At 60.7% G+C, this 24,597-nt stretch carries 18 protein-coding genes; 12 read left to right on the forward strand and 6 right to left on the reverse strand.

What is annotated here, in order from left to right:
• Positions 1-32 precede the first annotated feature (32 nt).
• The 5 genes from nirD to VL130_RS11635 all read right to left on the reverse strand — a co-directional run bounded on the left by nirD (position 33) and on the right by VL130_RS11635 (position 6,516).
• Positions 33-380 (reverse strand): nitrite reductase small subunit NirD, encoded by a 348-nt coding sequence (nirD, locus tag VL130_RS11615; protein WP_325363072.1) that lies wholly within the window; start codon positions 378-380, stop codon positions 33-35.
• Positions 377-2,854: a nitrite reductase large subunit NirB gene (gene nirB / locus VL130_RS11620; protein WP_325363073.1), complete on the reverse strand. Its 2,478-nt coding sequence runs from the start codon at positions 2,852-2,854 to the stop codon at positions 377-379. The genes nirD and nirB overlap by 4 nt, the downstream gene beginning before the upstream one ends.
• A gap of 360 nt (positions 2,855-3,214) precedes the next feature.
• Positions 3,215-4,429, reverse strand: coding sequence for a nitrate/nitrite transporter (locus VL130_RS11625; protein ID WP_325363075.1), 1,215 nt, complete (start codon positions 4,427-4,429; stop codon positions 3,215-3,217).
• Between the two features lie 348 nt (positions 4,430-4,777).
• Complete coding sequence (locus tag VL130_RS11630) at positions 4,778-5,917, reverse strand: ABC transporter substrate-binding protein (protein ID WP_325363077.1); 1,140 nt, start codon at positions 5,915-5,917, stop codon at positions 4,778-4,780.
• Positions 5,914-6,516, reverse strand: a complete 603-nt coding sequence (locus tag VL130_RS11635) for an ANTAR domain-containing response regulator (RefSeq protein WP_325363079.1) — start codon at positions 6,514-6,516, stop codon at positions 5,914-5,916. The genes VL130_RS11630 and VL130_RS11635 overlap by 4 nt, the downstream gene beginning before the upstream one ends.
• 165 nt (positions 6,517-6,681) lie before the next feature.
• Here VL130_RS11635 and VL130_RS11640 point away from each other — a divergent pair, with 165 nt between their 5' ends.
• The 9 genes from VL130_RS11640 (at position 6,682) to VL130_RS11680 (ending at position 20,129) form a co-directional block, all read left to right on the forward strand.
• Positions 6,682-7,785 (forward strand): sn-glycerol-3-phosphate ABC transporter ATP-binding protein UgpC, encoded by a 1,104-nt coding sequence (locus tag VL130_RS11640; protein ID WP_325363081.1) that lies wholly within the window; start codon positions 6,682-6,684, stop codon positions 7,783-7,785.
• Between the two features lie 266 nt (positions 7,786-8,051).
• Positions 8,052-9,512, forward strand: a complete 1,461-nt coding sequence (locus tag VL130_RS11645; RefSeq protein ID WP_325363082.1) for a glucoamylase family protein — start codon at positions 8,052-8,054, stop codon at positions 9,510-9,512.
• Positions 9,512-10,795 carry a sugar ABC transporter substrate-binding protein gene (locus VL130_RS11650; protein WP_325363083.1) on the forward strand — a complete coding sequence of 428 codons (1,284 nt, stop codon included), beginning with the start codon at positions 9,512-9,514 and terminating at the stop codon, positions 10,793-10,795. Before VL130_RS11645 ends, VL130_RS11650 begins: the two co-directional genes overlap by 1 nt.
• Positions 10,792-11,685, forward strand: a complete 894-nt coding sequence (locus VL130_RS11655; RefSeq protein ID WP_325363085.1) for a sugar ABC transporter permease — start codon at positions 10,792-10,794, stop codon at positions 11,683-11,685. The genes VL130_RS11650 and VL130_RS11655 overlap by 4 nt, the downstream gene beginning before the upstream one ends.
• The gene (locus VL130_RS11660; RefSeq protein ID WP_325363087.1) at positions 11,682-12,497 is read left to right on the forward strand and encodes a carbohydrate ABC transporter permease; all 816 of its coding nucleotides are present in this window, start codon (positions 11,682-11,684) and stop codon (positions 12,495-12,497) included. The genes VL130_RS11655 and VL130_RS11660 overlap by 4 nt, the downstream gene beginning before the upstream one ends.
• Positions 12,494-13,360, forward strand: a complete 867-nt coding sequence (locus VL130_RS11665; protein ID WP_325363088.1) for a prolyl oligopeptidase family serine peptidase — start codon at positions 12,494-12,496, stop codon at positions 13,358-13,360. Before VL130_RS11660 ends, VL130_RS11665 begins: the two co-directional genes overlap by 4 nt.
• A 5-nt stretch (positions 13,361-13,365) precedes the next feature.
• The gene (locus VL130_RS11670; RefSeq protein WP_325363089.1) at positions 13,366-15,636 is read left to right on the forward strand and encodes a glycoside hydrolase family 3 N-terminal domain-containing protein; all 2,271 of its coding nucleotides are present in this window, start codon (positions 13,366-13,368) and stop codon (positions 15,634-15,636) included.
• A gap of 436 nt (positions 15,637-16,072) precedes the next feature.
• On the forward strand, positions 16,073-17,092 hold the full coding sequence (locus VL130_RS11675) for a LacI family DNA-binding transcriptional regulator (RefSeq protein ID WP_325363090.1): 1,020 nt from the start codon (positions 16,073-16,075) through the stop codon (positions 17,090-17,092).
• Positions 17,093-17,174: 82 nt separating this feature from the next.
• Entirely contained in the window at positions 17,175-20,129 is a 2,955-nt protein-coding gene (locus tag VL130_RS11680; protein WP_325363092.1) for a TonB-dependent receptor, read from the forward strand.
• A 72-nt stretch (positions 20,130-20,201) separates the two neighbouring features.
• On the opposite strand, the gene VL130_RS11685 is transcribed toward VL130_RS11680, so the two are convergent.
• Positions 20,202-22,160: a CocE/NonD family hydrolase gene (locus VL130_RS11685; protein WP_325363094.1), complete on the reverse strand. Its 1,959-nt coding sequence runs from the start codon at positions 22,158-22,160 to the stop codon at positions 20,202-20,204.
• A gap of 483 nt (positions 22,161-22,643) precedes the next feature.
• On the opposite strand from VL130_RS11685, the gene VL130_RS11690 reads away from it, so the two are divergent.
• The 3 genes from VL130_RS11690 (at position 22,644) to ung (ending at position 24,550) form a co-directional block, all read left to right on the forward strand.
• Positions 22,644-23,051, forward strand: coding sequence for a DUF3617 family protein (locus VL130_RS11690; protein ID WP_325363096.1), 408 nt, complete (start codon positions 22,644-22,646; stop codon positions 23,049-23,051).
• Positions 23,052-23,240: 189 nt separating this feature from the next.
• Positions 23,241-23,735 carry a DUF3617 domain-containing protein gene (locus VL130_RS11695; RefSeq protein ID WP_325363098.1) on the forward strand — a complete coding sequence of 165 codons (495 nt, stop codon included), beginning with the start codon at positions 23,241-23,243 and terminating at the stop codon, positions 23,733-23,735.
• A 116-nt stretch (positions 23,736-23,851) separates the two neighbouring features.
• A complete protein-coding gene (ung, locus tag VL130_RS11700; RefSeq protein ID WP_325363099.1) occupies positions 23,852-24,550 on the forward strand; it encodes a uracil-DNA glycosylase in 699 nt (232 codons plus the stop codon).
• Positions 24,551-24,597: the final 47 nt, after the last annotated feature.

A 24,597-nucleotide genomic window follows, 5' to 3' on the forward strand; every position in this document is an offset into this window, starting at 1 on the left:
CCACCTTCCCCATAAATGGGGCAGGCGAAGTGTCAGAAATTCAATCCCAGCAAAATACGACCCTCTTCGATCCTCAGCGGCACCGTCGGGGTGCAGCCCTTGCCGGCATCGGCGCCGAGGGCTTCACCGCTTTCGAGAGAGATCGACCAGTTGTGCAGCGGGCAGGCGATGGCGCGGCCGTGGACGATGCCTTCGGAGAGCGGACCGCCCTTGTGCGGACACTTGTCGAAGACGGCGTAGTATTCGTCGGCCACCGTGCGGAAGACGGCGATAGCGCCCATGACGGTCTCGACGCGGCGGGCACTTTGCGGGGCCACCTCGATCGCCGCGCCGACATCCGTCCAGTTTATGATGGCGTTGAAGTTTACTGGGGCGTTCATTCGGCTGGCTCCGGTTGCGTAAACCCTTCGCGCAGGTCGGCGAGGGGCGAAAAGACCTTGGCGGGTTCGGATTTCGGCGCGAGTTCGGCCCACGGATCGACCTGATAGACGGCTTGTGACTCCAAGAAGCGGGCGACGAGGGCGGCGCGCATCTCCGGTTCGGCCAGGCGATCCTTGACGAATGGCAGGCCGACGCGTTCGATCCACGGCGCCGTGCGCTCCAGATACCAGGCGTCTTCCCGGTATAGCTGGACAAAGGCCATCGACCATTCGATCGACTCTTCTTCGGTAGCCACCTTGGTGAGCAGGTCGGTGCCGCGCAGATGGATGCCGGCATTGCCGCCGACATGCAGTTCGTAGCCGCTATCGACGCAGATGACGCCGAAGTCCTTGATGGTGGCTTCCGCGCAATTGCGTGGGCAGCCGGAAACGGCCATCTTGAACTTGTGCGGCATGTAGCTGCCCCAGGTCGCCTGCTCCAGCTTGACACCGAGGCCGGTCGAATCCTGCGTGCCGAAGCGGCACCATTCCGAACCGACGCAGGTTTTGACCGTACGCAGCGCCTTTGCGTAGGCGTGGCCTGACACCATGCCAGCGGCGTTGAGATCGGCCCAGACGGCGGGCAGGTCCTGCTTTTTGACGCCGAAGAGATCGAGACGCTGGCCGCCGGTGACTTTCACCATCGGCACATTGAACTTATCGACCACATCGGCGATGGCGCGCAGTTCCTTGGCCGAGGTCAGCCCGCCCCACATGCGCGGCACGACGCTATAGGTGCCGTCCTTCTGGATATTGGCGTGGTTGCGCTCATTGACGAAGCGCGAGCGCGGATCGTCCTTGTATTCGCGTGGCCAGGCGCACAGCAGGTAATAGTTCAGCGCCGGGCGGCAGGCCGAACAGCCGTCGGGCGTGGTCCATTTCAGCGCCTGCATCACATCCGGCAGGGTCTTCAGTTCCAGATCAATGATCGCCTTGCGCACATGCGCGTGGCCGTGCTCGGTGCATTTGCAGACGGGTTTCGGCCCGGTCTGGGCCTTGAAAGCATCGCCGAGCGTACACTTCAGCAGGCTCTCGACGATGCCGGTGCACGAGCCGCATGAGGCTGACGCCTTGCAGTGGCCGCGCACCTTGTCGAGCGTGTCGTTACCGGCGCAAATCGACGCCACAACCTGTCCCTTGGATACGCCGTTACAGCCGCACACTTCGGTGTCGTCGGGCCATGCTGCAACGGCGTCAGAAGGGTCCTGGCCGGCCAGGGCATTGGTAACGGCCTGACCGAAGATCAGGGTGTCGCGGATGTCAGCGACGCTTTCCCCCTTTTTGATCATGTCGAAATACCAGCCGCCATCGCTGGCTTCTCCGAAGAGAACGGTGCCGACCAACTGGTCGTCCTTGATGACGATGCGCTTGTAGACGCCGCGCGACGGATCGCGGAAAACGATGTCTTCGCAACCCTCGCCACCGCCGAACTGACCGGCCGAGAACAGATCGACGCCGGAAACCTTGAGGCGGGTGGCCATTTGCGAGCCGGCATAAGAACTATCGACGTTCTTTTCGGTCAGGACATCGGCGAGCGTGCGGCACATTTCCCAGATCGGGGCGACGAGACCATAGCACTGGCCGCGGTGCTGGGCGCATTCGCCGATGGCGAAGATCGACGGATCGGAGGTACGCATCTGGTCGTCGACGACAATGCCGCGCTCGACCACCAGGCCGGAGGATTTCGCCGGCTCGACATGCGGACGGATGCCGACGGCCATGACCAGCAGCGAGGCCGGGATGACGCGGCCGTCTTTCAGCTTCAGGCCCTCGACGTGGGTTTCGCCGACAATGGCCTCTGACTGGGCGTTGAGCACCGAAATGACGCCGCGATCGAGCAGGGCCTTTTCCAGCAGGCGGCCGGCGGCCTCATCGAGCTGGCGCTCCATCAGCACGTCAACGAGATGGATGACGGTCGATTTCATACCGCGTTTGGCGAGGCCGTAAGCGGCTTCGAGACCGAGCAGGCCGCCGCCGATCACCACGGCTTCGCCGCCGCGATTGGCGGCTTGCGTCATGACATCGACATCGAGCAGGTCGCGGAAAGCGACGACGCCGTGCAGGTCTGAGCCGGGCAGGGGCAGGCGGATCGGGTCGGACCCCATCGCCAGGATCAGCTTGTCGTAGGCAATGGTCTGGCCATCGTGCAGAACGACATGCTTGGCGGTGGTCTCGATCGACTGCACCCAGTAGCCGAAGTGCGTCTTGACGCCATTGCCGTCATACCATTCCTGAGAGTGGGTGACGATCTGGTCGAAGGTCTTTTCCCCGGCCAGAACCGGCGAGAGCTGGATGCGGTCATAGGTGGCGCACGGCTCGGCGCCGATGATCGAAATCTCGAACTTCTGGTCGTCACGCTTGAGGATTTCCTCAACGATGCGGCCCCCGGCCATGCCGGCGCCTATGATGACGATACGCTCTTTTTGTGTGGTCATTACGCGAACCCTTTGAGCAAAAAAAAGAGCCCCGAACCACGCCACTCATTGCTGAGTTGCTGGTTCGGGACTCCATTGTCCTGATGGTGCGCCGCAGAAACCACCGTTGGTTTCAGAAGCGCGAATGTGGTTGATCGACAGTGATCAGATCTATGAGGCTACGGCAAAAGCGGAGATTGTCAACATGGAAAATGCCGTTATCCGATTTTGTGCGGTGCATTAAATTCTCATCCCTACGCTTGCGTGGGGAGGTGGCGGGCCTGTCCCGCCGGAGGGGTTTTGTGGAATTCGCCGCTCCGTCGTTTTGCAATAGAGCAAAATGCCACCTCCCCATGGCAAGCCATAGGGAGGAGAATCCAGTCAAATTTTCGCATCCGCCGCGCCGAAGACATGCCAGGTGGTGCGCCAGCGCTTCTTGACATAGGTGAGACCGGCGAGCGCCACCAGGGCCAGCCCGGCAAAGCCCAGCAGCCCGATCTGGTAGGAACCGGTGGCCTGCTTGGCGAGGCCGAGCGTGGCGGCGAGATAGAAGCCCCCCACGCCGCCGAACATGCCAACAAGACCGGTCATGACGCCCATTTCATTGCGGAACCGTTGCGGCACAAGCTGGAAGACAGCGCCATTGCCCATGCCAAGCGCGCCCATGCCGATGATCAGCACGGCCACGGCGGTCCAGATGGTCGGCATCCCGAAACTGAGGATAATCAAGGCGATAGCGGCCACCGTATACATGACCGAAAGCGTCCGGATGCCGCCGACACGGTCAGCCAGGGCGCCGCCGACCGGACGGACCAGAGAGCCGGCGAAGACGCAGGCCGCGGTGAAGAAGCCGGCGTGGATCGGTTCGATGCCGTATTCGGCGTTGAAATAGATGTTGAGCGAGGACGACAGGCCGACAAAGCCGCCGAAGGTGACGCCGTAGAAGAACATGAACCACCAGGCGTCGGGCTGTTTGAAGATGCCAAGGTACTGCGCGCCGGTCTTGGCGGGCGGCTGATCGGGCGAATCCTTGGCCAGAAACTGATAGATGACGAAGGTGATGATCAGCGGAATGGCGACGAGGCCAAAGACTGAAGACCAGCCGAACATCCTGGCCAGGGTCGGGGCGAACAGCGAGGCGAGCACCGTGCCGGAATTGCCGGCGCCGGCGATGCCCAGCGCAATCCCCTGATATTTCGGCGGATACCAGCGCGAGGCCAGCGGCAGGGCCACGGCGAACGACGCGCCGGCCATGCCAAGGACAACGCCGAGCGCCAGCACGCTGCCATACGAATTTATGTTCATCAGCCAGGCGATCAGCAGGCCGCCAATGACAATGAGTTGGGCGATGGCGCCGGTTTTCTTGGGGCCGATGCGATCGACCAGGAAGCCGTTGAGCAGTCGCAAAAGCGCACCGGAGAGGATCGGCACGGCGACCATGAAGCCTTTTTCGGCGGGTGTCAGGCCGAGCGTGGCGGCGATCTGGACGCCGAGCGCCCCCAGAAGCACCCAGACCATGAAGCTCATGTCGAAGTACAGGAACGCGGAGAAGAGGGTGGGGGTATGCCCCGACTTGAGAAAATCCTTACTGATCATTGTGTTGCTTTCGTTGTCATCTGGCGATGTAGGGCAAAAAAAACGTCCCGGAACCGGCCACGACCGCGATGCGGTGAAGCCATTCCTGAGACGTCATTGTCTTTTGAAAGCTGACCGTGTCATCGTTGGCACGGAGAGCTGGTATCGTGCAGTCGCCATTGACCGCTGGATTAAGCGTTATTCAGATGAAGAATTCCGTCAATGCGTTAGCGCTTATGCTGCGATGCAAAATAAATCGTGAGACCGAAATGTCACGAAAAGACGGCTTACGGGTGATTTTGATCGTGGGCAACGTGTTTGCCGTAAGTGCCGCATTTGGTTTCAATTGAAATCACTATTTCGTGATATTTACACGCTCCGAAAGACGCCGCCGTCGAACAGCCTGTTGGCCGGCATAACTATATCGCGCGGTTCGGCAGGGATTTCCCAGTCGGTGGCGTGGCCGCCTTCGGTTTTCTCGTCGGCCAGGGGGCAGTTGAGGCCGATGCCGGCGGCGGCTTCCCGCCACAGGTCCGGGCGGTAGACATGGCGCGCCAACTGGTCGAAATCGTGCTCCGGTGACAGCATTCCCCAGCGCACCATCTGGCCCATGAACCACTTGGCATGGCTGATCCACGGGAAGGTGGCGGTCTGCGGATCGAAGGTCAGCCCGCTGCCGTCCAGAGCCATCTCGATCGCCTTCCACGGCGCATTGACCGAGGCCTTTCGCGCCAGGATGCGGATCAGGTCTTCGCGGTGCGCGGGATCGCTGGCCCACAGGCCGGCGCGCAGCAGGGCGCGGGTGAGGGCAAGAGTGGCTTCCGGATTGGCTTCGGCCCAGGCGGCGCGCACCCCCAGAACCTTTTCCGGCTTTAGCGTCCAGTAATCCGGATCGGAGAACAGTATTTCACCGTGGCCGTTCAGTTGCGCCGCCTGCGGCCACGGCGAGCCGGAGCAGAACCCGTCAATCACCCCATCCTTGACCATATCGGCCATCCGGGACGGCGGCACGACCAGCCATTGCAGTTGCCGTTCGGGATCGAGACCCGCCGACGCCGCCCAGTGGCGCAGAACGAAATGATGCGGCGACCAGGTGAAGGGCACGGCGAAAACCAGGCGGCCAAGGCCTTCGCGCCGGCGTCGTTCAACTTCGCGCGCCAGCAGGCGGGCGCTGCCAATCAGCGTGCTGTCAAGCTGTCCACCATCTTCCAGACGCGCCTTGAGTTTCGCTGAAACCAGCACCGAATTTCCATTGGCGCCTAAAGCCATCGGCGCGATGATGCGACCCATCGAAGGTCCCAGGCCGAGCGCTGCCGCGAACGGCATGGGCGCCAGGATATGGGCGGCGTCGATCATGCCGTAGGCCAGCTTGTCGCGGATATTCGACCAGTTGGCCTCACGGATCAGGGTGACGGTCAGCCCTTCGCTGTCGTAGAAGCCAAGGGCTTCGGCGACCAGTATCAGCGCGGCGTCATTCAGCGGACTGTAGGCGATTTTGAGGTCGGTCATTGGCTGTCACCCGGTTTCAGAAGATCGCTGACAGCCAGGATGTCGGCGGCCACGGCATGGATCGGGCGGCCCGTATCCATGGCATGTTTACGCAGCGCCTTGTAGGCGTCGTCTTCGGACAGATTGCGCGATTGCATCAGCACACCCTTGGCGCGGTCGATGGTCTTGCGGGCGGCGAGGTCGGCCTTGGCCTTGTCGAGATCCTTGCGCAGGCCCTGCGTCAGGGCGAAGCGCTGGGCGGCCACGGTCAGAATCGAGGAAATCCGTTTTGGATTGTAACCGTCAACAATATAACCCGCGACTCCGGCCTCCAGCGCTTTCGCCGTGGCGTTGGCGTCGGAGCGATCGACGAACATGACGACCGGGCGCGGCACCTGCTCATTGGCGACCTGCAAGGCCTCCAGCATGTCGCGGTCCGGGCTTTCGCAGGCGATGATCACCATGTCGGGGTCGAAGTCGCGCAACATCCGCAGTTCGAAACGCGGCGCCTGCCGTATCAGGGTTTCCTGATCGCCATTATCCGCACGAATCCCTTCCGCCACCTGTTCGGCACGGGCTTCGTCGGGATCGATAATGAGGACGTTGACGGTCTTGGCCATTCGGCAAAATGTTAGCGCCTGCAATATAAATTTGGCAAGGGTGTTTGCGGTGGAGGCGGGCACTTCCGGTAACAGTTTGATTTACATCGTTTACACGACGTGATGATCCTTGTGATTGGCGTGTGCTCCGCGTAACCTCCCCAAAAAAAGCGGGAAGAGAACAGAGTGGCGAATGTTGAGCTAAAGGGGCTGGAGAAGGCATTTGGGGCGCAAATTGCCCTGAAAGAGATCGATCTCGCCATAGCCGACGGCGAATTCCTGGTCATTGTCGGGCCGTCCGGTTGCGGCAAGTCCACGCTTTTGCGCATCATCGCCGGCCTCGAACAACCGACAAAGGGGGACGTCCTGATTGAGGGCCAAAGCGCTCTGAGCCAGTCGCCAGCCCAGCGTGGCGTCGCCATGGTCTTCCAGTCCTACGCGCTTTATCCGCATCTCAATGTCCGCGACAACATGGCGTTTGGCCTGCGCATGGCAAAAAAACCAGAGGCCGAGGTTCTGGCGGCGGTGGTGCAGGCGGCGCAACTGCTCGGCATCGAAGACCTGCTCGACCGGCGGCCGAAGGCACTCTCCGGCGGCCAGAGACAGCGCGTGGCGATCGGGCGGGCGATTGTGCGCCAGCCGCGCCTGTTCCTGCTCGATGAACCCCTGTCCAATCTCGATGCCGGTCTGCGTGTCCATATGCGCCATGAATTCGCCCGTCTGCACCGCGAACTGGCGACCACCATGATCTATGTCACCCACGATCAGGTCGAGGCCATGACCCTGGCGTCGCGGCTTGTGGTGCTCAATGCCGGGGGAATCGAGCAGGTGGGCACGCCGACGGAGGTCTATAACGCACCGCGCAATCTGTTCGTGGCGTCGTTCCTTGGTTCGCCGCGCATGAACCTGCTGGCGGGGGAAATCAGGGCCATTGCGAAGGCGGCGGTCAAGGTAAAGCTGACGTCCGGCGATGTGGTCGCGGCGGCGGTCGAGGCGGGGCGGGCGAAGATCGGGGATCGGGTGACGCTCGGCATAAGGCCGGATACGCTGGGGGTCGGCAAAAGCGCGAATGGATTTGCTGTCACGATCGATGTGGTGGAGACGTTAGGCGGGATGCAGGCGGTTTATTGCCTCATGGCGGGTATGGATCAGCCGGTCTGCGCGCTTTTATCCGGCGGTCATCCGGTCCGGCATGATGACGCGCTGCGGCTGTGTTTCGCGGCCAGGGACGCCTATCTGTTCGACGCTGAAGGTCAGGCCTTTACGCGCCTCCGGGCAAAGAAAAGCTGACAAAAAGATCTCGCCTTCTTGGGGGGAGATTTATAGAGGCCGCCGCCGGCGCACCTTCGATCTGGCTGGCGGCGGTGGCGCAGCCTCACAGGAAACCCTCCGGAAAACGCAGCGCCATATCCCCCGCTTCCTCCCTTTGCACGCGTACTTTTTCAGAGTCAGTCGACGCCTATATCGGCGTTGACAAGAAATTTGTAAGCGTTTACAGCCATTCATAAAGTAAGACGCACCCCGCCGCAAATCCGACTGAAATACAGGGAAAACTGATGGTCCGGCCTACTGATCTCAATCGGCGAAATCTGTTACTGGCAACGGGCGCTGTGTCCTTGCTGGCCGGTTGTGGCAAGGCGCAGCCGGTAAGGCGCGGGATCGAATTCGACGCGCAACTGGCCGATCTGCACCGGCGGACCTTCAGCTATTTCTGGGAAACGACCGACGCCAAAACCGGGCTGTCGCCGGATAACTGGCCAGGTCCCGATTTCTGCTCGATCGCGGCGGTCGGTTTCGCCCTGACGGCCTACTGCATCGGCTCGAAAAGCGGATATGTCAGCCGGTTCGACGCCGCCGAGCGGACGCGCACGACCTTGCGCACCTTCTGGAACGGACCGCAGGGACCGGACAAGACTGGCATGATGGGCCATAAGGGCTTTTTCTATCACTTCCTGCACATGGATACCGGATTGCGCTACAACAAGGTCGAACTGTCGAGCATCGATACGGCCCTGTTCCTGTGTGGCGCCCTGACGGCGGCGGCCTTCTTCGACGGCAAGAACGCTATCGAGACTGAAATCCGCGATCTGGCGATGAAGATTTATGAGCGCGTCGACTGGACGTTCATGGCGCATGAAAACGGATTGGTCAGCATGGGCTGGCATCCGGAAAGCGGCCTGATTGAGCGCAATTGGGATCGCTATAACGAGGGGATGATGGTCTATCACCTCGGCATGGCGTCGCCGACGCATCCCTTGCCGGCGAAGGCGTGGAAGTCGTGGGCGGCGACCATCGGCGGCGCCTGGGGCGACAATTTCGGCGCGCCGCATCTCGGTTTCGCCCCGATGTTCGGCCATCAGTACAGCCATTGCTGGTATGATTATCGTGGCATCGCCGACGCCTTCATGCGCGGCAAGGGCATCGACTATTTCATCAATTCACAGCGCGCCACAGCGGCGCAGCGCAATTACGCCATAAAAAATCCTGGCGGTTTCAAGGATTACGGCGCCGATATCTGGGGCCTGACCGCCTGCCGCGGACCGGGCTATGTTCAGGGAGAGGTCAATGGCCGCGAGGTCCAGTTCCAGGAATATGGCGCGCGCGGTCCGCAGGCCGGAGACAAGGAAGGGCTGGATGACGGCACGATCGCGCCGACCGCCGCTGCGGGTTCGGTGATGTTCGCGCCGGAAATATGCGTGCTGGCGATCAAGGCGATGCGCGAGCGTTATGGCGATGATCTCTACGGCCAGTATGGTTTCAGGGACGCCTTCAATCCAAGCTTCCCGCCGGATCTGCCGTCGAAAACGGGACTGCATACCGAAAAGGCCGGCTGGGTTTCCGGTGAACATCTCGGCATCGATCAGGGACCGATCCTGATCGGACTGGAAAATTATCGCTCCGGCTTTGTCTGGGATATGTTCAATCGAAGTCCGGTCACGGGGCCACTGGTGAAAAAGGCGTTCCGGGCGGCGGGCTTCCAGCCCGTGGCCGAAACGGGGAATTGGTTGAAGACCTGATGAGCACCGACCGGCGCAGGTTTGGACTGGCTTTGGCGGGTCTCGCGCTTTCCGGTGCGGCCGTCACGCCGGTGGGCTGCGTCAAGAAGCACGAGCCGCTGCGTGTCTGGGCGATGGGGGTGGAAGGCGAGGCGCTGGGCGGTATAGCGCAAGATTTTGAGGCGCAAAATCCGGCCATTCCTGTGCGGGTGCAGGCCCTGCCGTGGGGTGCGGCGCATGAGAAACTGCTGACCGCCTTCGCCGCCGATAATCTGCCGGATGTCATCGCGCTCGGCAATACCTGGGTGCCGGAATTCGCCGCCCTGGGCGCGCTGGAACCGTTGAACAGCCGCCTGGCGCGTAGCCAGATCGACCTTGGCCGTTATTTCGACGGCGCACGCCGGTCGGTGACGCTTGAGGGCCGGATTTTGGGTGTGCCGTGGTATGTCGATACGCGCCTGCTGTTTTACCGCAAGGATCTGCTGCAAAGGGCCGGATTCGATAAGCCGGCGGAAACCTGGGCCGGCTGGGAGGCGCAACTGGCGGCGCTTTCCGGCGAACGACGCGGGGGCAAATATGGCCTCTTGATGCCGTTCGCCGAATATGAACCGCTGGTGGCCTTTTGTCTGCAAGCCGAAGAACCGATCCTGATCGACAGCGATACGCGCGGGGGTTTCCGGCAGAAAAGCGTGCGTGACTCCTTCGCCTATGCCGCCTCGCTTTATCAGCGGGGCTATGCCGCGCGCCTGACCCATTCTGAGGTCACCGACGTCTATTCGTCGTTCGCGCGGGGCGATTTCGCTTTTATCATCACCGGTCCGTGGAACCTGGCGGAATTCGCCCGACGATTGCCTGCCGATTTACAGGACCAGTGGGCGACCGCGCCGTTGCCGGGACCGAAAGGGGCAGGGCTTTCCTCGGCAGGCGGGGTGTCTATGTGCATACCGAAGGCCTCCAAAGCCAGGGACAAGGCCTTTCGCTTTATCGAGTATCTTTGTGATCCCCACAGGCAAGCCGATTCCTACAAGATGACCTCCGACCTGCCGGCCGATCAGTCCGCCTGGCCGCTGACCGGCCTGATGCAGGACAGCCGGTCACGCACCTTTTTTGATCAACTCAACCGTACGCGTCCGCCGCCGCAGGTGCCGGAGTGGGAGCGCATTGCCAATGAGATGGTGGCGGCGCTGGAACGCGTGGTGCGCGGCATCACCACGTTCGATGCGGCGCTCAAGGGACTGGACGAATTCGCCTGGACCATCCTCGCCAAGCGCCGCGCCATGCTCGAACTGCGAGGTGTGGCATGACGACTGTGCGCGCCCTTATGCGGGTGATTTCGCCGGGTCATGTCTTCGTGGCGCCGGCCATGTGCGTGCTCAGCGTCTTTTTCCTGATGCCGGTTTTGGGCGCGCTGGTGATGAGCTTCACCGATTTCGACATCTACGCCCTGGCCGATCTGAAAAACCTGCGCTTCATCTGGCTTGGCAACTATATCAACCTGTTGCAGACCCCGCTGTTCTGGAAGGCGTTCGGCAATACCTGCTATTTCGCCCTGGTTGGCGCGCCCCTGTCGATCCTGGTGTCGCTGGTCATGGCGATGGCGCTGAATGTGCCGGGTGTCGGCCTGAAGGCGCTTTACCGCACGGCGCTGTTCGCCCCCTATGTGGCGACGCTGGTCGCCGCCGCAGTGATCTGGCGCTATATGCTTGATGCGCAATATGGCTGGCTGAACCAGTTCCTGATCGTGATAGGCCTGCACCCCATCGACTGGCTCGGCAACCCGCGTTTTTCCATGCCGGCCATCATCCTGTTCTCGGTGTGGAAGAATTTCGGCTACAACATGCTGATCCTGCTGGCGGCCCTGCAACGCATCCCGGATGATCTCTATGAAGCCGCCCGCGTCGATGGCGCCGGCGCGTGGGCGCGGTTTATCCATGTCACGCTTCCCGGTCTGACGCCCGTTCTGTGGATGGTGGCGCTGCTGACGATCGCCGGCTATTTCCAGTTGTTCGCCGAACCCTATGTCATGACGCAAGGCGGACCGGCGCAATCGACCGTATCGCTGCTCTATTTCATGTACGAGGATGGCTTCAAGTGGTGGAACCTCGGTCATGCCTCGGCTACGGCCTTTATCCTCTTCGCCGTGCTGATGGGCCTGTCGTTCCTGCGGCCGAAATCGGAAGAGGTGTTCGTATGAAAATGCAACAACTCTGGATCAGCGCGTTTCTGATTGCGGCGTCACTGGTGGCCGCTTTCCCGCTGCTGTGGATGCTGTCGATGTCCTTCATGCCGGAGGCCGAGGCCAATGCCTTCCCGGCGCGGCTGTTCCCGCATGACCCGACCCTGGCCAACTATGCCGAATTGTTCGCGCATCAGCGCATGGGGCGCTTTCTGTTCAACAGCCTGCTGGTGGCGTCGCTGGCCACGATCCTGTCGCTGGCGTTTAATGTCACGGCCGGTTACGCCTTTGCCAAACTCCATTTCAGGGGGCGCGAAAAGCTGTTTCGCTTCCTGCTGGCGGTGGTGGTCATCCCCGGCCAGTTGACCATGCTGCCGCTGTTCTTCCAGCTCAAGACGCTCGGCCTGCTCAATTCCTATGCCGGGGTGGTGGTGCCCTTCATGACGTCGCTGTTCGGCATCTTTCTGGTCCGGCAATACGCGCTGGGCCTGCCGGATGAGATGCTCCAGGCGGCGCGGGTCGATGGCGCTTCGGAATGGCAGATATTCCGCAAGATTGTTTTGCCCAACCTGTCGCCGATCATTGTGACATTGGGCGTCTTCACTTTTCTGGCCGCCTGGAATGATTTCCTGTGGCCGCTGATCGTGCTGTCCGATGATCACAACTACACCCTGCCTCTGGCCATCGCCTCGCTGTCGCAGGAACATATCCAGGATTCCGGTATGGTCATGGCCTGCGCCACCGTGACCATCGCGCCGGTCATATTGCTGTTTCTGGCGCTCCAGAGACATTATGTGCGCGGTCTTCTCGCGGGGAGTGTAAAGGGATGACTTATAAGCGCGCTCTGATGGGCTGCAAGCCGTCATCTGTCTGCGATACGGTGCTCACGTACTATAGGTACGCTCCGCTCCGTTTCTCGCCAGCTAACGCCTTTGGCTTCGCCGAACTTCGTTTCGCACACATCGTAGAGGCTTATAAGGCGACTGTGCTTTTGGCCTTTTTCTCTTCTGCTTTGGCTTTAACCGGCTGCGCCACCATCCGTCCGGATATGCTGGCCAAGGGGGCGACAGCGGAGAAGGTCGTGCTGCCTGACGGTTCGACCGTGCAATACATGCAATACGTCCCGGTCAGTTATCATGGCGGCAAGGCGCCGGTGATTGTTTTCCTGCATGGTTCCGGCGAGGCGGGCAGCGATGTTACCCGCGTCATGGGGCCGGGACCGTGGGAATATGCCCGCGATCACGCCGACTTCCCGTTCATCATCCTGGCGCCGCAGCAATGGCATGACGAGGAATGGAAACCGAGACAGCTCAAGGCATGGCTCGATGTCGCCGAGGCACGTATACCGGCCGACCGCAAGCGCATCTACCTGACCGGCCTGTCGCTCGGCGGCGGCGGTGCCTGGGACTGGGGCATGGTCCAGCCGCATCGCTTCGCCGCCATCGCGCCGGTGTCGGGCTATTCGAACCTGAAAACGCCCTGCAAACTGACCGGCAACCATCTCTGGGCCTTCCACGGTGAGATCGACGACGTGGTGCCGATCCGCGACGAAGACGTGCTCGTCAGCGCCGCGAAAGCCTGCGGCATCGACGTCAAATACACCATCTATCCCGGCGGCAATCACAACGCCTGGGACGCCACCTACGCCAATCCGGACCTCTACGCCTGGTTCCTGGATCATAAGAAGGAGTAACGCTCATGACCGCTTTTATCCCCTCTCGCCGGTTCTTTCTCAAGGGCGCCGTCGCCACGACCGCGCTGGTGCCGGTGGCCGCGCCCGGTTTCGCCAAGGTGATGCCAGCGCCGGACCCTTACATTGAAAAGCTCATCAAAAGCCTGAGCATCGAGGAAAAGGCCGGGCAGTTGTCGATCTACAGCGATACCACCCGCTTCGACGGGCCGCCGATCAACCCGACCTCCGAGCAGGCGCAGAACAAGGCACAGGTGAAGGCCGATATCGCCGCCGGCAAGATCACCGGCCTGTTCAACGGTATCGGCGTGGCCGGCGGCCGCGAACTGCAACAGGTGGCCATCGAGCAATCGCCGCATAAGATCCCGCTGATTTTCGCCGGTGACATCATCCACGGCGTCAAGACGACCTTCCCGATTCCGCTCGGTGAATCCGCGAGTTGGGACGCTGACATGGCCATGCGCACGGCCCGCGCCGCCGCGCTCGAAGCGACCGCCAAGGGGCTGCACTGGACCTTCGCGCCGATGGTCGATGTGGCGCGTGACCAGCGCTGGGGCCGTGTCGCCGAAGGGGCAGGGGAGGACACGTATCTCGGCATCCAGTTGGCGAAGGCGCGCGTCAAGGGCTTTCAGGGCGACAGCCTGAAGGATGACACCTCGGTGGTAGCTTGTCCGAAGCATTTCGCCGCCTATGGCGCCGTACAGGGCGGGATGGAATACAATACCGCCGATATCCCCGAAACCACGCTGCGCGAGGTTCATCTGCCGCCGTTCAAAGCGGCTTTCGATGCCGGGGCGCTGACCACCATGTCGTCGTTCAATGATATCGCCGGGGTGCCTTCGACGGGCAATCATTACCTGCTGACCGATATCCTGCGTGGGGAGTGGGGCTTCAAGGGACTGGTGGTCTCCGACTACACCTCGGAAGAAGAACTGATCCTGCACGGTTTCGCCGCCGATGGGGCGGATGCCACGGCCAAGTCGATCAATGCCGGTTGCGACATGGGGATGCAGTCGGGTCTATACATGAAATATCTGCCGGAGCTGGTGCGGTCGGGCAAGGTCAAGCCGGCAGTGCTTGACGAGGCGGTACGCCGGGTGCTCCATGTGAAAAAGGCGCTGGGCCTGTTCGACAACCCTTACCGTTCGCTCGATCTTGCGCGTGAGCAGAGCGATATCCGCCGTCCGGACACCATTGCTTTGGCGCGGGAAGCCGGGCGCAAATCGTGCGTGCTGCTGAAGAACGAAGGCAATCTGCTGCCATTGCCGAAATCGGGCAAGACAATCGCCCTGATCGGTCCGTTCGGCAATGACAAGGAAAATTGCCCCGGTCCGTGGGCGGTCTTCCCGGATGTGGCGTCATGCGTCACATGGGAGGCGGGTTTCCGTGCCGTGCTTGGCGACGCCCTGACTGTGGTGAAAGGCTCCGATGTCGAAGTCCCGATCGACGGCGGTATCGCGGCGGCGGTCAAGGCGGCCAAGGCGGCGGATATCGTCGTGCTGGCCATCGGTGAAGCCGGCAACATGTCGGGCGAGGCGCAGTCGCGCGTCGATATTTCGATCCCCGAGCCGCAACTCGACCTCGCCGAAGCCATCGCGGCGACGGGCAAGCCGGTGGTGGTCATCCTCAAACATGGCCGCGCCCTGGCGCTTACGGGGGCGGTGAAAGCCGCCCCGGCCATCCTCGCCACCTGGTTCCTCGGTTCGGAAGAAGGCAATGCGATCGCCGATATCGTCTTCGGTGATTATGCCCCGCAGGGCCGTTTGCCGGTCAGCTTCCCGCAGGCGTCAGGACAGGAACCGTTCTACTACAACCACCGCATTACTGGCCGTCCGCAGATCAGCGACGACAAGAATTTCAAGGCGCGCTACCGCGAAGTGACAAATGACGCGCTTTACCCCTTCGGTCATGGGCTGAGCTATTCGACGGTTGCCTATGGCGCCACGGCAGTCAGTTCGGCCACCCTGGCGATGAATGGCCAGATCAAGGTGATGGCGACGATCAGCAATACCGGCGGCCGTCAGCTGCATGAAGTGGCGCAACTTTATATCCACGACAAGGTGGCCAGCATGACCCAGCCGATCCGGGCGCTGAAAGGTTTCCAGCACCTCGATCTCGATCCGGGCCAGAGCGCGACCGTCGAATTCACGCTGACACCAGCCGATCTGGCCTTCGTGCATCCAAACCTGAAAGCCTTCGCCGAAACCGGCCGGTTTGATGTCTGGATCGCACCGTCCTCTATCGGCGGCACGGCGGCGAGTTTCGACCTGACAGCGTAAAAAAGAACCCCGCCGGCGTGCGGCGGGGTCAGGGCGCAGTCGCTGATAGGGCGGCAGCGTCTGCGTGTCTTGTGGAAATAAGCGGCCGTTTTGTAACCTGAGCGCAACACTTGCAGGCCTTCGTTACGCCCGTCTGGTCAGGGGATGGCTAAGGCGTGCCGCAGATGTGTGCCGATAGCTTGGTTGTGTTCTGTAAATTTCATTCAATTACAAATGGTTGCCTATATTTTCTGATAACTGTAAAGGCCGCTTTCCGTCCATCTTTCCAATTGTCTGGAAGGACTGTAAGCGCTTGCATATTGATTGACAAGGCAAATGTAAGCGTTTACGGGATGGCTCTACAGGAGACGGTTGCCGCTGTATTGCCACTTTTCCCGCGCCCGTTTTTTCGGGCGGGCGGCCTGTGCCTGACGTAAAAATCGACTGAGGAGAGATGATGAGGCGCGCTACCTTAACGGATGTAGCCAGGGAAGCGGAGGTATCGATCGCCTCGGCGTCGCGCGCCATCAATGGCCTCGATAATGTCGCCGAAGGTGTGCGTAACCGTGTGCTCGAAGCCGCCGCGAAACTGAAATATATTCCGCATGGCGGCGCGCGGTCGCTGGCCCTGGCGCGCACCAATACCATCGGCCTGTTGCTGCCGGATATCTACGGCGAGTTCTTCTCCGAAATCATTCGCGGCGTCGATGTGGCGGCGCGCGCCAAGGGTCTGCACCTGCTGGTCTCCGGATCGCACGGCGACGTCAAAGAAGCGGTGGCGGCGATCCTGGCCATGTCAGGCCGGGTCGATGGCCTGCTGGTTATGTCGCCCTTCGTCGATTCGCAGGATCTGGGCGCGGTGTTGCCGGTCAGCCTGCCGCTGGTGACGATCGCCAGCCGGATCGGCCAGTCGGGCTATGGCGCCATCACGGTCGATAACTATGCCGGCGGCAAGATGGCGGTCGAGCATCTGGTGGCGCAGGGCTGCACGCGTCTGGCGCATATCAGCGGGCCGGAAAGCAATTTCGAGGCGCAGGAACGCAAGCGGGGCTTCGAGGCAGCCGTGGCCGCTCATGGCGCGAAAGTCAGTTATTCGACGGTCTGCGAAGGCGATTTCACCGAGGAAGCCGGCTTTCAATGCACCAGGGATATCCTGGCTGCGGTCGACGCCGGCGCGCCATGTCCGGACGGTATCTTTGTCGGGAACGACATGATGGCGATAGGCGCCTTGTTCGCGCTCAAAGAGGCCGGCCTGTCGGTACCGGATGATATCGCGCTTGTCGGCTTCGACGATGTGCCGATTGCACGATTTGCCCAGCCATCCCTGAGCACGCTCAGGATCGGGGTTTACGAACTGGGCCGCCGCGGGCTTGAACTGCTGGCCGATGCGCTGGCCGACCCGGACGGCGAACCGGCCGAAAGCATTGTGATTTCACCGGAACTGGTCATTCGGGAAAGCAGTAAACGCATAGCCTGACCACCACTCAAGGGCCGAAGCTTCAAGTCAAAGACGGGGTTCGGCCGGCACTCGGCACACGATATATTTGGGAGGAACAAATATGCAGCATTCAACGAAATTCCGGCTGATCCTGGGCGCATCGCTCTTCGTGCTCACCGCCACGCTCGGCTCTGGCGCTTTTGCGGCGGATACCTCAACGGTGCAGGGGCATGTCGCCTCGGCCCAGGCCGGCGCGCAGGTGACCGCGACCGATACCAATACCGGCGCCAGCGCCTCCGGCACGGTGCGCGCCGACGGCAGCTATGTCATCGTTGGCCTGCGTCCGGGCAATTACAGGATCGTCGTCGGTTCGGCGACCGAAGAAGTGACCCTGGCCGTTGGCGAAACCACCACGCTCGACCTCGATGCCGCCGCGGCGCCTGAGCCGACCGCGACGATTACCGTCGTTGGCCGCCGCCATAAGGAGGTCCGCACCTCGGAAGTGGCGACCAGTATCTCGCAGACCCAGATCAACAGCCTGCCGCAGAACGGCCGCAACTTCCTCAATTTCGCGGCGCTCGCGCCCGGTGTTTCGATCAGCGCAGACGCCGAGAACAAGCAGTTTCGCGCCGGCGCCACCTCGGCCAATCAGGTCAATGTCTTCATCGACGGTCAGAGCCAGAAGAACCAGGTGCTGCAAGGCGGCACAATGGGGCAGGACAGCTCACGCGGCAATCCGTTCCCGCAACTGGCCATTCAGGAGTTCAAGGTCTCGACCCAGAACTTCAAGGCCGAATACGAGCAGGCGGGCACGGCCATCATTTCGGCCGTCACCAAGACCGGCGGCAATGATTTCCACGGCAGCGCCTTCGTGACCTATCAGTCTAAGGACATGATCGGCCAGCCCTATTTCCAGCGTAATCAGCCCAAGGGCGATTACAAGAATACCGAATATGGCGCAGATATCGGCGGCCCGATCGTCAAGGACGTGCTGCACTTCTACCTGGCCTATGAACACCGCAAGGACCAACGCCCCACCGACGCAATAGACATGCCGGACCCGCGCAGCCAGACCAACGGCGGCACCACGGTCGAAATCATTTCGCCGGCGCTTTCCTCGGCGCTCGCCGCAGAGGATGGGGTCTTCGCCAAGGACTTCCAGGAAGACCTGTATTTCGGCAAGCTGACCTGGACCCCCAATGCGGACAATACCATAGACCTGTCCTTCCAGGACCGCGAAGAGGATGACCTGCGTGATTTTGGTCAGACTACCGCCTATTCGCATGGCGATACGCTGAATCAGTATGTCCGCCAGGGACTGGTTTCCTGGAAGTACCGGGAAGAAAACCTGCTCAATGAAATGACGCTGGAATACCAGTCCTATCACTGGCGGCAAACGCCGCTGACCAATGGACCGGGCATCACCCTGGTGAACGGTATGATCCCCAATGCCGACGGCGATCTTTACATGGATTACGGATCGGTCGCCCTGCTGGGCGGCGCGACCTATTCCCAGGAAAAGGCGCAGGAAAACACGACCTTCCGCGACAGCATGACCTTCACAGGGCTGGAATGGCACGGGCAGCATGTGGTCAAGGCGGGCGTCAAACTGGCCCTGTACAATTACATCGCCACCGAAGCCGACCACTTTAATCCGGAATTTTTTTACAGCGCCCAGGATTATACCTACGGCGCCTCTGACAATGTGCCGGTACGGGTGCGCGTCGCGGACGGAGACCCACGGCTGACCAGCAAGAACAACCAATGGGGGCTGTTCATTCAGGACGACTGGACGGTAGATAATCACCTGACGCTGAATCTCGGCGTGCGCTGGGATTATGAAACCAATATGCTCAATGACAAGTTCGTCACCGATCCGGGCGTGGCGGCGGCGCTGCGTGGCTGGGCCAACTTCAAGAATGGCGGTTTCAATCCGGAGGATTATATCAGTACGGGGCACAATCGTAAGGCCTTCACCGGCGCGCTGGCGCCGCGCCTGGGCTTCTCCTACGATCTGCATGGCGACCGCGATATCGTCTTCTTCGGCGGTTACGGGCGCTATTATGACCGCACCATCTATGATGACGCCCAATTGGAAACACGCCGCACGAAGATTCATATCGGCCAGCTGGATATTGTGCCACAGGGCCAGACGCCGGCCGCCGGTCAGATTGTCTGGGACCCCGGTTACCTGACAGACAACGCGGCTTTGCTGGCCGCCGTCAGGGCGCAAAACCTGAAAGGTGAAATCTTCGCGCTGAACAACAACGCCAAGGTCCCCTATTCGGATCAGTTCAATCTCGGCATTCGCAAGCAGTTCGGTTCGGTCGCCACCAGCATCACCCTGGCGGATATCCAGAGCAAGGATATATTCAGCTTTGTGCTCGGCAACCGCGCGCCGGATGGGTCATGGTCCGATGGCGGCGCCTGCAATTATGGCCCGCAATATCAATGCCAGCCCTGGGCGTTCGGCCTGCCGGGCTATGGCAATTTCATCATCTCGACCAATGATCAGGAGGCCCGCTATCAGGCGATCTACCTGACAGTGGACAAGCCCTATAGCCGCGCCTCGCATTATGGCTACAGCGGCACCCTGACCCTGACCAATGCCGAAGCCACCGGTCATAACGACCGCTTCATCTTCGACTACGCCATGCCGCATGATTCCGGCTGGCATGGCGCCGAGGGCGTGGACAAGTGGCGCTTTGTCGGCACCGGCATCGTCGATGGACCGTGGGATACCCAGCTTTCAACCTTCGTCACCCTGGCCTCAGGGGCGCCGTTTGATTACATCGATCAGACCGGACCGGCCAACCGCATCATCCCCGGTGGCGTCTACCCGAAGAACGATATCGCCTACAAGACGGTCGATTTCCGCATTTCCAAGGATTTCGAACTGCCGAGCGGGCAGACAATCACACTGGAAGGCCAGGTCTACAACGCCTTCGACTGGATCAACCGTACCTATGGTTATGCCGGCGGCGTGAATACCGGCAACGGCGCGACCGGTCAGGGCGATGACAATACCATCGGCTCGGCCCGGTCATACCAGATTGGCCTGCGCTACAAGTGGTAAGCGTTCTCCCTGGTAGTTGAGCAAACCGGAGAGGGGGGGGGGCCTGGTTCTCCCCTCTTTTTATTCCGAAATTCACTCTCCCACGATCGGCAGCCAGACCGCCGATGCCTTGTCCGCGCCGCGATAGATGCTTTCCGTCGCCGGCTTGTAGTCGGCCGGCTTGGCGTTGAAGATGTTATCGACATAGGTCTGCGGGTTGCGGTCATAGAGCGGGAACAGCGACGACTGCACCTGGATCATCAGCTTGTGGCCGGGCAGGAAGACGTGATCGATGTTCGGCAGTTCGAATTTGTATTCCTCGACCTGGCCCGGCGTCAGGGCCTGTGGTTTGTCGAAGCCATGCACGTAGCGGCCGCGGAAAATCTCGATTCCCATCGGCAGTTCGAAACCGGCCATCGAAGGCCTGGAACCCTGCGAGGCGTCTTCCGGCGACTCGTTGGGATAGACGTCGATGATCTTGACCACCCAGTCACTGTCCGTGCCGCTGGTGGCGGCGAACAGATCGACCGCCGGCGCACCCATGACATGGACGGCCTTTTCCAGCGGAGCACTGGTATAGGAGAGCACGTCCGGCCGGTCTGAGACGAAGCGCTGGTCATGAACCAGCCACGGCTTCCACTGGCCGGAATCGGCCATATTGATCGGGCGCGGGATGAACGGCACGGGCTTGGAGGGATCGGAGACATAGTCGTCGTGCGCTGCCGCTGATGGCTTGTCGAAACTCGCCGTAGCGTTGTCACCGATATAGAGCGGGGTCAGGGTGCCCATCGGCCATTTGGGCGATTCGTCCCAATGGTTGACGCCGGTGGCATAGGTCAGGACCGGCGGGGTGTGCGGATCGGGCGCATCCTTCAGGTAATGGTCGAAGAAGGGCTTCATGTACTTGACGCGGAATTCCTGCGCCGTGTCGCCGGTAAAGGTGAGGTCGCCCAGATCATAGCCATAGTGGTTGACACCGGAATGGCGCCACGGCCCGATGACCAGCGACACCCTGTCGTTATGGGTGTCCTTCGGCTCGATCGCCTTGTAGACGGCCGGCGCGCCGTAGGAATCTTCCTGGTCCCACTGGCCGACGACCAGCATGGTCGGCACCTTCAGCGGCGCGGCGGCCATCCACTTGTCGACCGCCTGGCCGGACCAGAAGGTCGTATAGGCCGGGTTTTCCATCAGCTTGCGGACGAACGGCACCTGGTCGATGCCCCACTTGCGGGCGTAATCACCGGCCGAACCGGCGTCGAGATAGCGGCTGTAGTCATCGCCCACGCCCCCGGGAATGGCGGCGCCGGCCTCGGCCTTGCCGGTGCTCTGTTCGAGGCCGTAATCAAAGCTGCTGACGCGGAAGGCGCCATTATGGAACCAGTCGTCGCCGCGCCAGCCATCGACCATCGGGCTTTGCGGCACGGCGGCCTTGAGCGCCGGATGCGGATTGATCTCAGCCATCAGCGAGGTGAAGCCTAAGTAGCTGGAGCCGACAATGCCGACCTTGCCGTTCGATTCCGGGATATTCTTCGACAGCCAGTCGATGGTGTCATAGGCGTCGGTGGATTCATCGATTTTTGTGTCGTTGAGCGGCCCGGCGAGCGGGCGGTTCATGATGTAGACGCCTTCAGAATTGTGAATGCCGCGAATGTCCTGCGTCACGATGATATAGCCGTCATCGACGAACTCGTTGTACATCGCCGGCAGCACTTCCTTGATCGTCTGGCTCGCCGTGCGCGCCATGGTGCTCTTGGCGTCATACGGCGTGCGCGACAGCAGAATCGGTCCCTCCCTGGTGCCCTTTTTGAAGACGATCACGGTATAGAGTTTGGTGCCGTCGCTCATCGGCACCATGACCACGCGGCGGACGAAATCGGCGTCCGGACGCACCTTGTCATAGGCCGGGGAGGTATCCGGCGTCATTGGTGTGATTTTTTGGGGGGTAACCGGCGCATTGGCGGTCGGCGCCGCCGGTTTCGGCTTTGCCAGAGCAGGCGCCGCGACAACCAGGGACAGCAGGGCGGCGGCGCAGGTAAGGGTGCGGAATGTCATCGATTACTCCTAATTCCTGGCGTAGAGGGCGCGGGCGTCGTCAGCGCGGGCCGGCAGAGGTTTCGACAGGGTATTGGCGGGAAAGGCGAGGCGGAGGATCACGGCGAGGCCCTCTTTTTTATGAAGTTATCATTGCAAAGTGGTGACAATACACACTTGCCGGGCTGATACAATATACGCCGGTTTCATTTGCATCGAATAAGGCCGCCGCCGAGGTTGGTGGTTCACAATATCGTTATGTCCGGATTGTGTCTTTACTGAATACATGATTTATTATTTTCAATTTCAAATAAATAATTATGTATATATTTTGAAAATGCGTGAATTTAGTTAAACTTGTATGCTCAATAAAGATTATTATGTTTGCAATTTAGATTAATTTAAATTTCCTATATTCTAAATAAAGTCTTTGAGAGTTGCCTTGAATTCGCGTGTTCATCTGTCTTACATTGTATTTGAGGGGAAACGTTACAGGAGGAAAATATGACACTGCGTAAGGCATATCTTTTGAGCGCCGGCGTCGCGCTGTTCGCCGTCATGGGCGCCACCCAGGCTTCTGCCTACGAAAAGGGCCGGTTATGGGAGCTTGATGTGCAAAGCCAGTCGGGCGCCAATGCGGCGGAAACAAACACCACCTGGATGTGCATGTCCGATGAGAGCTGGCTCAATCCGCCAAAAGACCTGACCGGCGCCAAATGCAGCGATCCGCAGTTTACCCGCGAAGGCGATGTGGTGAGTTGGAAATCCCAGTGCGATGCCGCGCAGGGCGCGGGTCAGTGGACGTTTTCACATGGCGGCAAGGCGATAGAAGGTCAAAGCACGGTCCGGACGCCGGAGGGTGATATCGTGACCGGGCTTGAAGGCAAGGTTGTTGACCGTTGCACCACCTGAGCGGTGGCAGAGCCTGCAAATTTATCATAAGCGGTTTGCCGGTTTAGCCTTCCACGCCATAGGGTGCGTGTAAAAAATCAATAAACGTCAATAGTTTGATGTGTTTTTGATTTGGCCTGACCGTTTTCTGCGGTTAATATGGCGGCGGGTGGAGTAACGGGTTTTTTGTAAATTACAGGAGCCTTGTTCATGAGTCCGACGATTGCCCTGACCTTCACCGCCGCCGCCGGGTTTCTGTTCGGCGTCATCTCGCCGGCCGTTATTGATCAGGTGACGCCCGACGCAAAGCCAACCCCGGCCACAGCGGCGGTAGCCAATACCCCGCCCGAGGTGAGTGAGGCGCCGGTTTTGCCGGGGCCGGATTTGCTGTGGGAGATTACCACGATCACCACCATTGCCGGACAGGCCCCCACCACGACGACCGCGAGCCTGTGCGCCAATGTCGAGGATCTGAAGGCCCCGCCCGTCGCGGTGACCGGTCCGCAATGCGACGGACAACGGTTCAGCGAAGTGGGCAGGACGGTTTCGTGGACCACGGATTGCGCCGCGGCAAAGGGAACCGGCGCGCTGACCATTGCTGATGATGGGCAATCCTTCGGCGGCGACGTGACTGCCGCGTCCGCCGGACAGGATGCGTCCCTGCATGTGACCGGCAGGGTGACCGGTTCCTGCACCAAGTCGTGAGCGCTTGACATTCCGGCTCTGCCGGCAAGGGCAAGGCCCGCCCGAGCTTAATGCGAGGTAGCCTGCGCGGCGCCTGAGCGCTTGACTAAGAAAGAGAGTCACGGCGAGATACGGGCATGACCGATATCAAGCTTGACGACGGCTGGAAGGCCCTGCTGGCGCCGGAATTTTCCAAGCCCTATATGGTGGAACTGAAGGCGTTCCTTCTGGCGCAACGCGGTACAGGCAAACGTATCTTCCCCAAGGGCACTGACTATTTCCGTGCGCTCGACCTGACGCCGCCGGAACAGGTGCGGGTGGTCATCCTCGGCCAGGACCCATACCACGGCGAAGGTCAGGCGCATGGCCTGTCGTTTTCGGTCAAACCCGGCGTGCGCATTCCGCCGTCACTGGTCAATATCTACAAGGAACTGCAAACCGATCTTGGTATCGCACCGGCGAAGCACGGTTTCCTCGAACACTGGGCCGGGCAGGGCGTGTTGTTGCTCAACAGCGTGCTGACGGTCGAAATGGGCATGGCGGCGGCGCATCAGGGCAAGGGCTGGGAAAAGTTCACCGATGCGGTGATCCGCGCGGTCAACGACCTGCCGCAGCCCGTGGTATTTATCCTGTGGGGCAGCTACGCGCAGAAAAAAGCGGCCTTCGTCGATACCACGAAGCATCTGGTCATCAAGTCGGTGCATCCGTCGCCGCTTTCGGCTCATAACGGATTCTTCGGCACCAAACCGTTTTCGCGCGCCAACGACTTCCTGGTGTCGAAAGGCTATCCGCCGATCGACTGGAAACTGCCGGATGCGCCGACGGAAAGGCCGTGACGCCATTTCCGAATTTCGTCTTTATAATCTCGTGATTATGGTTCGGA

This window comes from Asticcacaulis sp. (genome assembly GCF_035497195.1).
Lineage (GTDB): Bacteria > Pseudomonadota > Alphaproteobacteria > Caulobacterales > Caulobacteraceae > Asticcacaulis.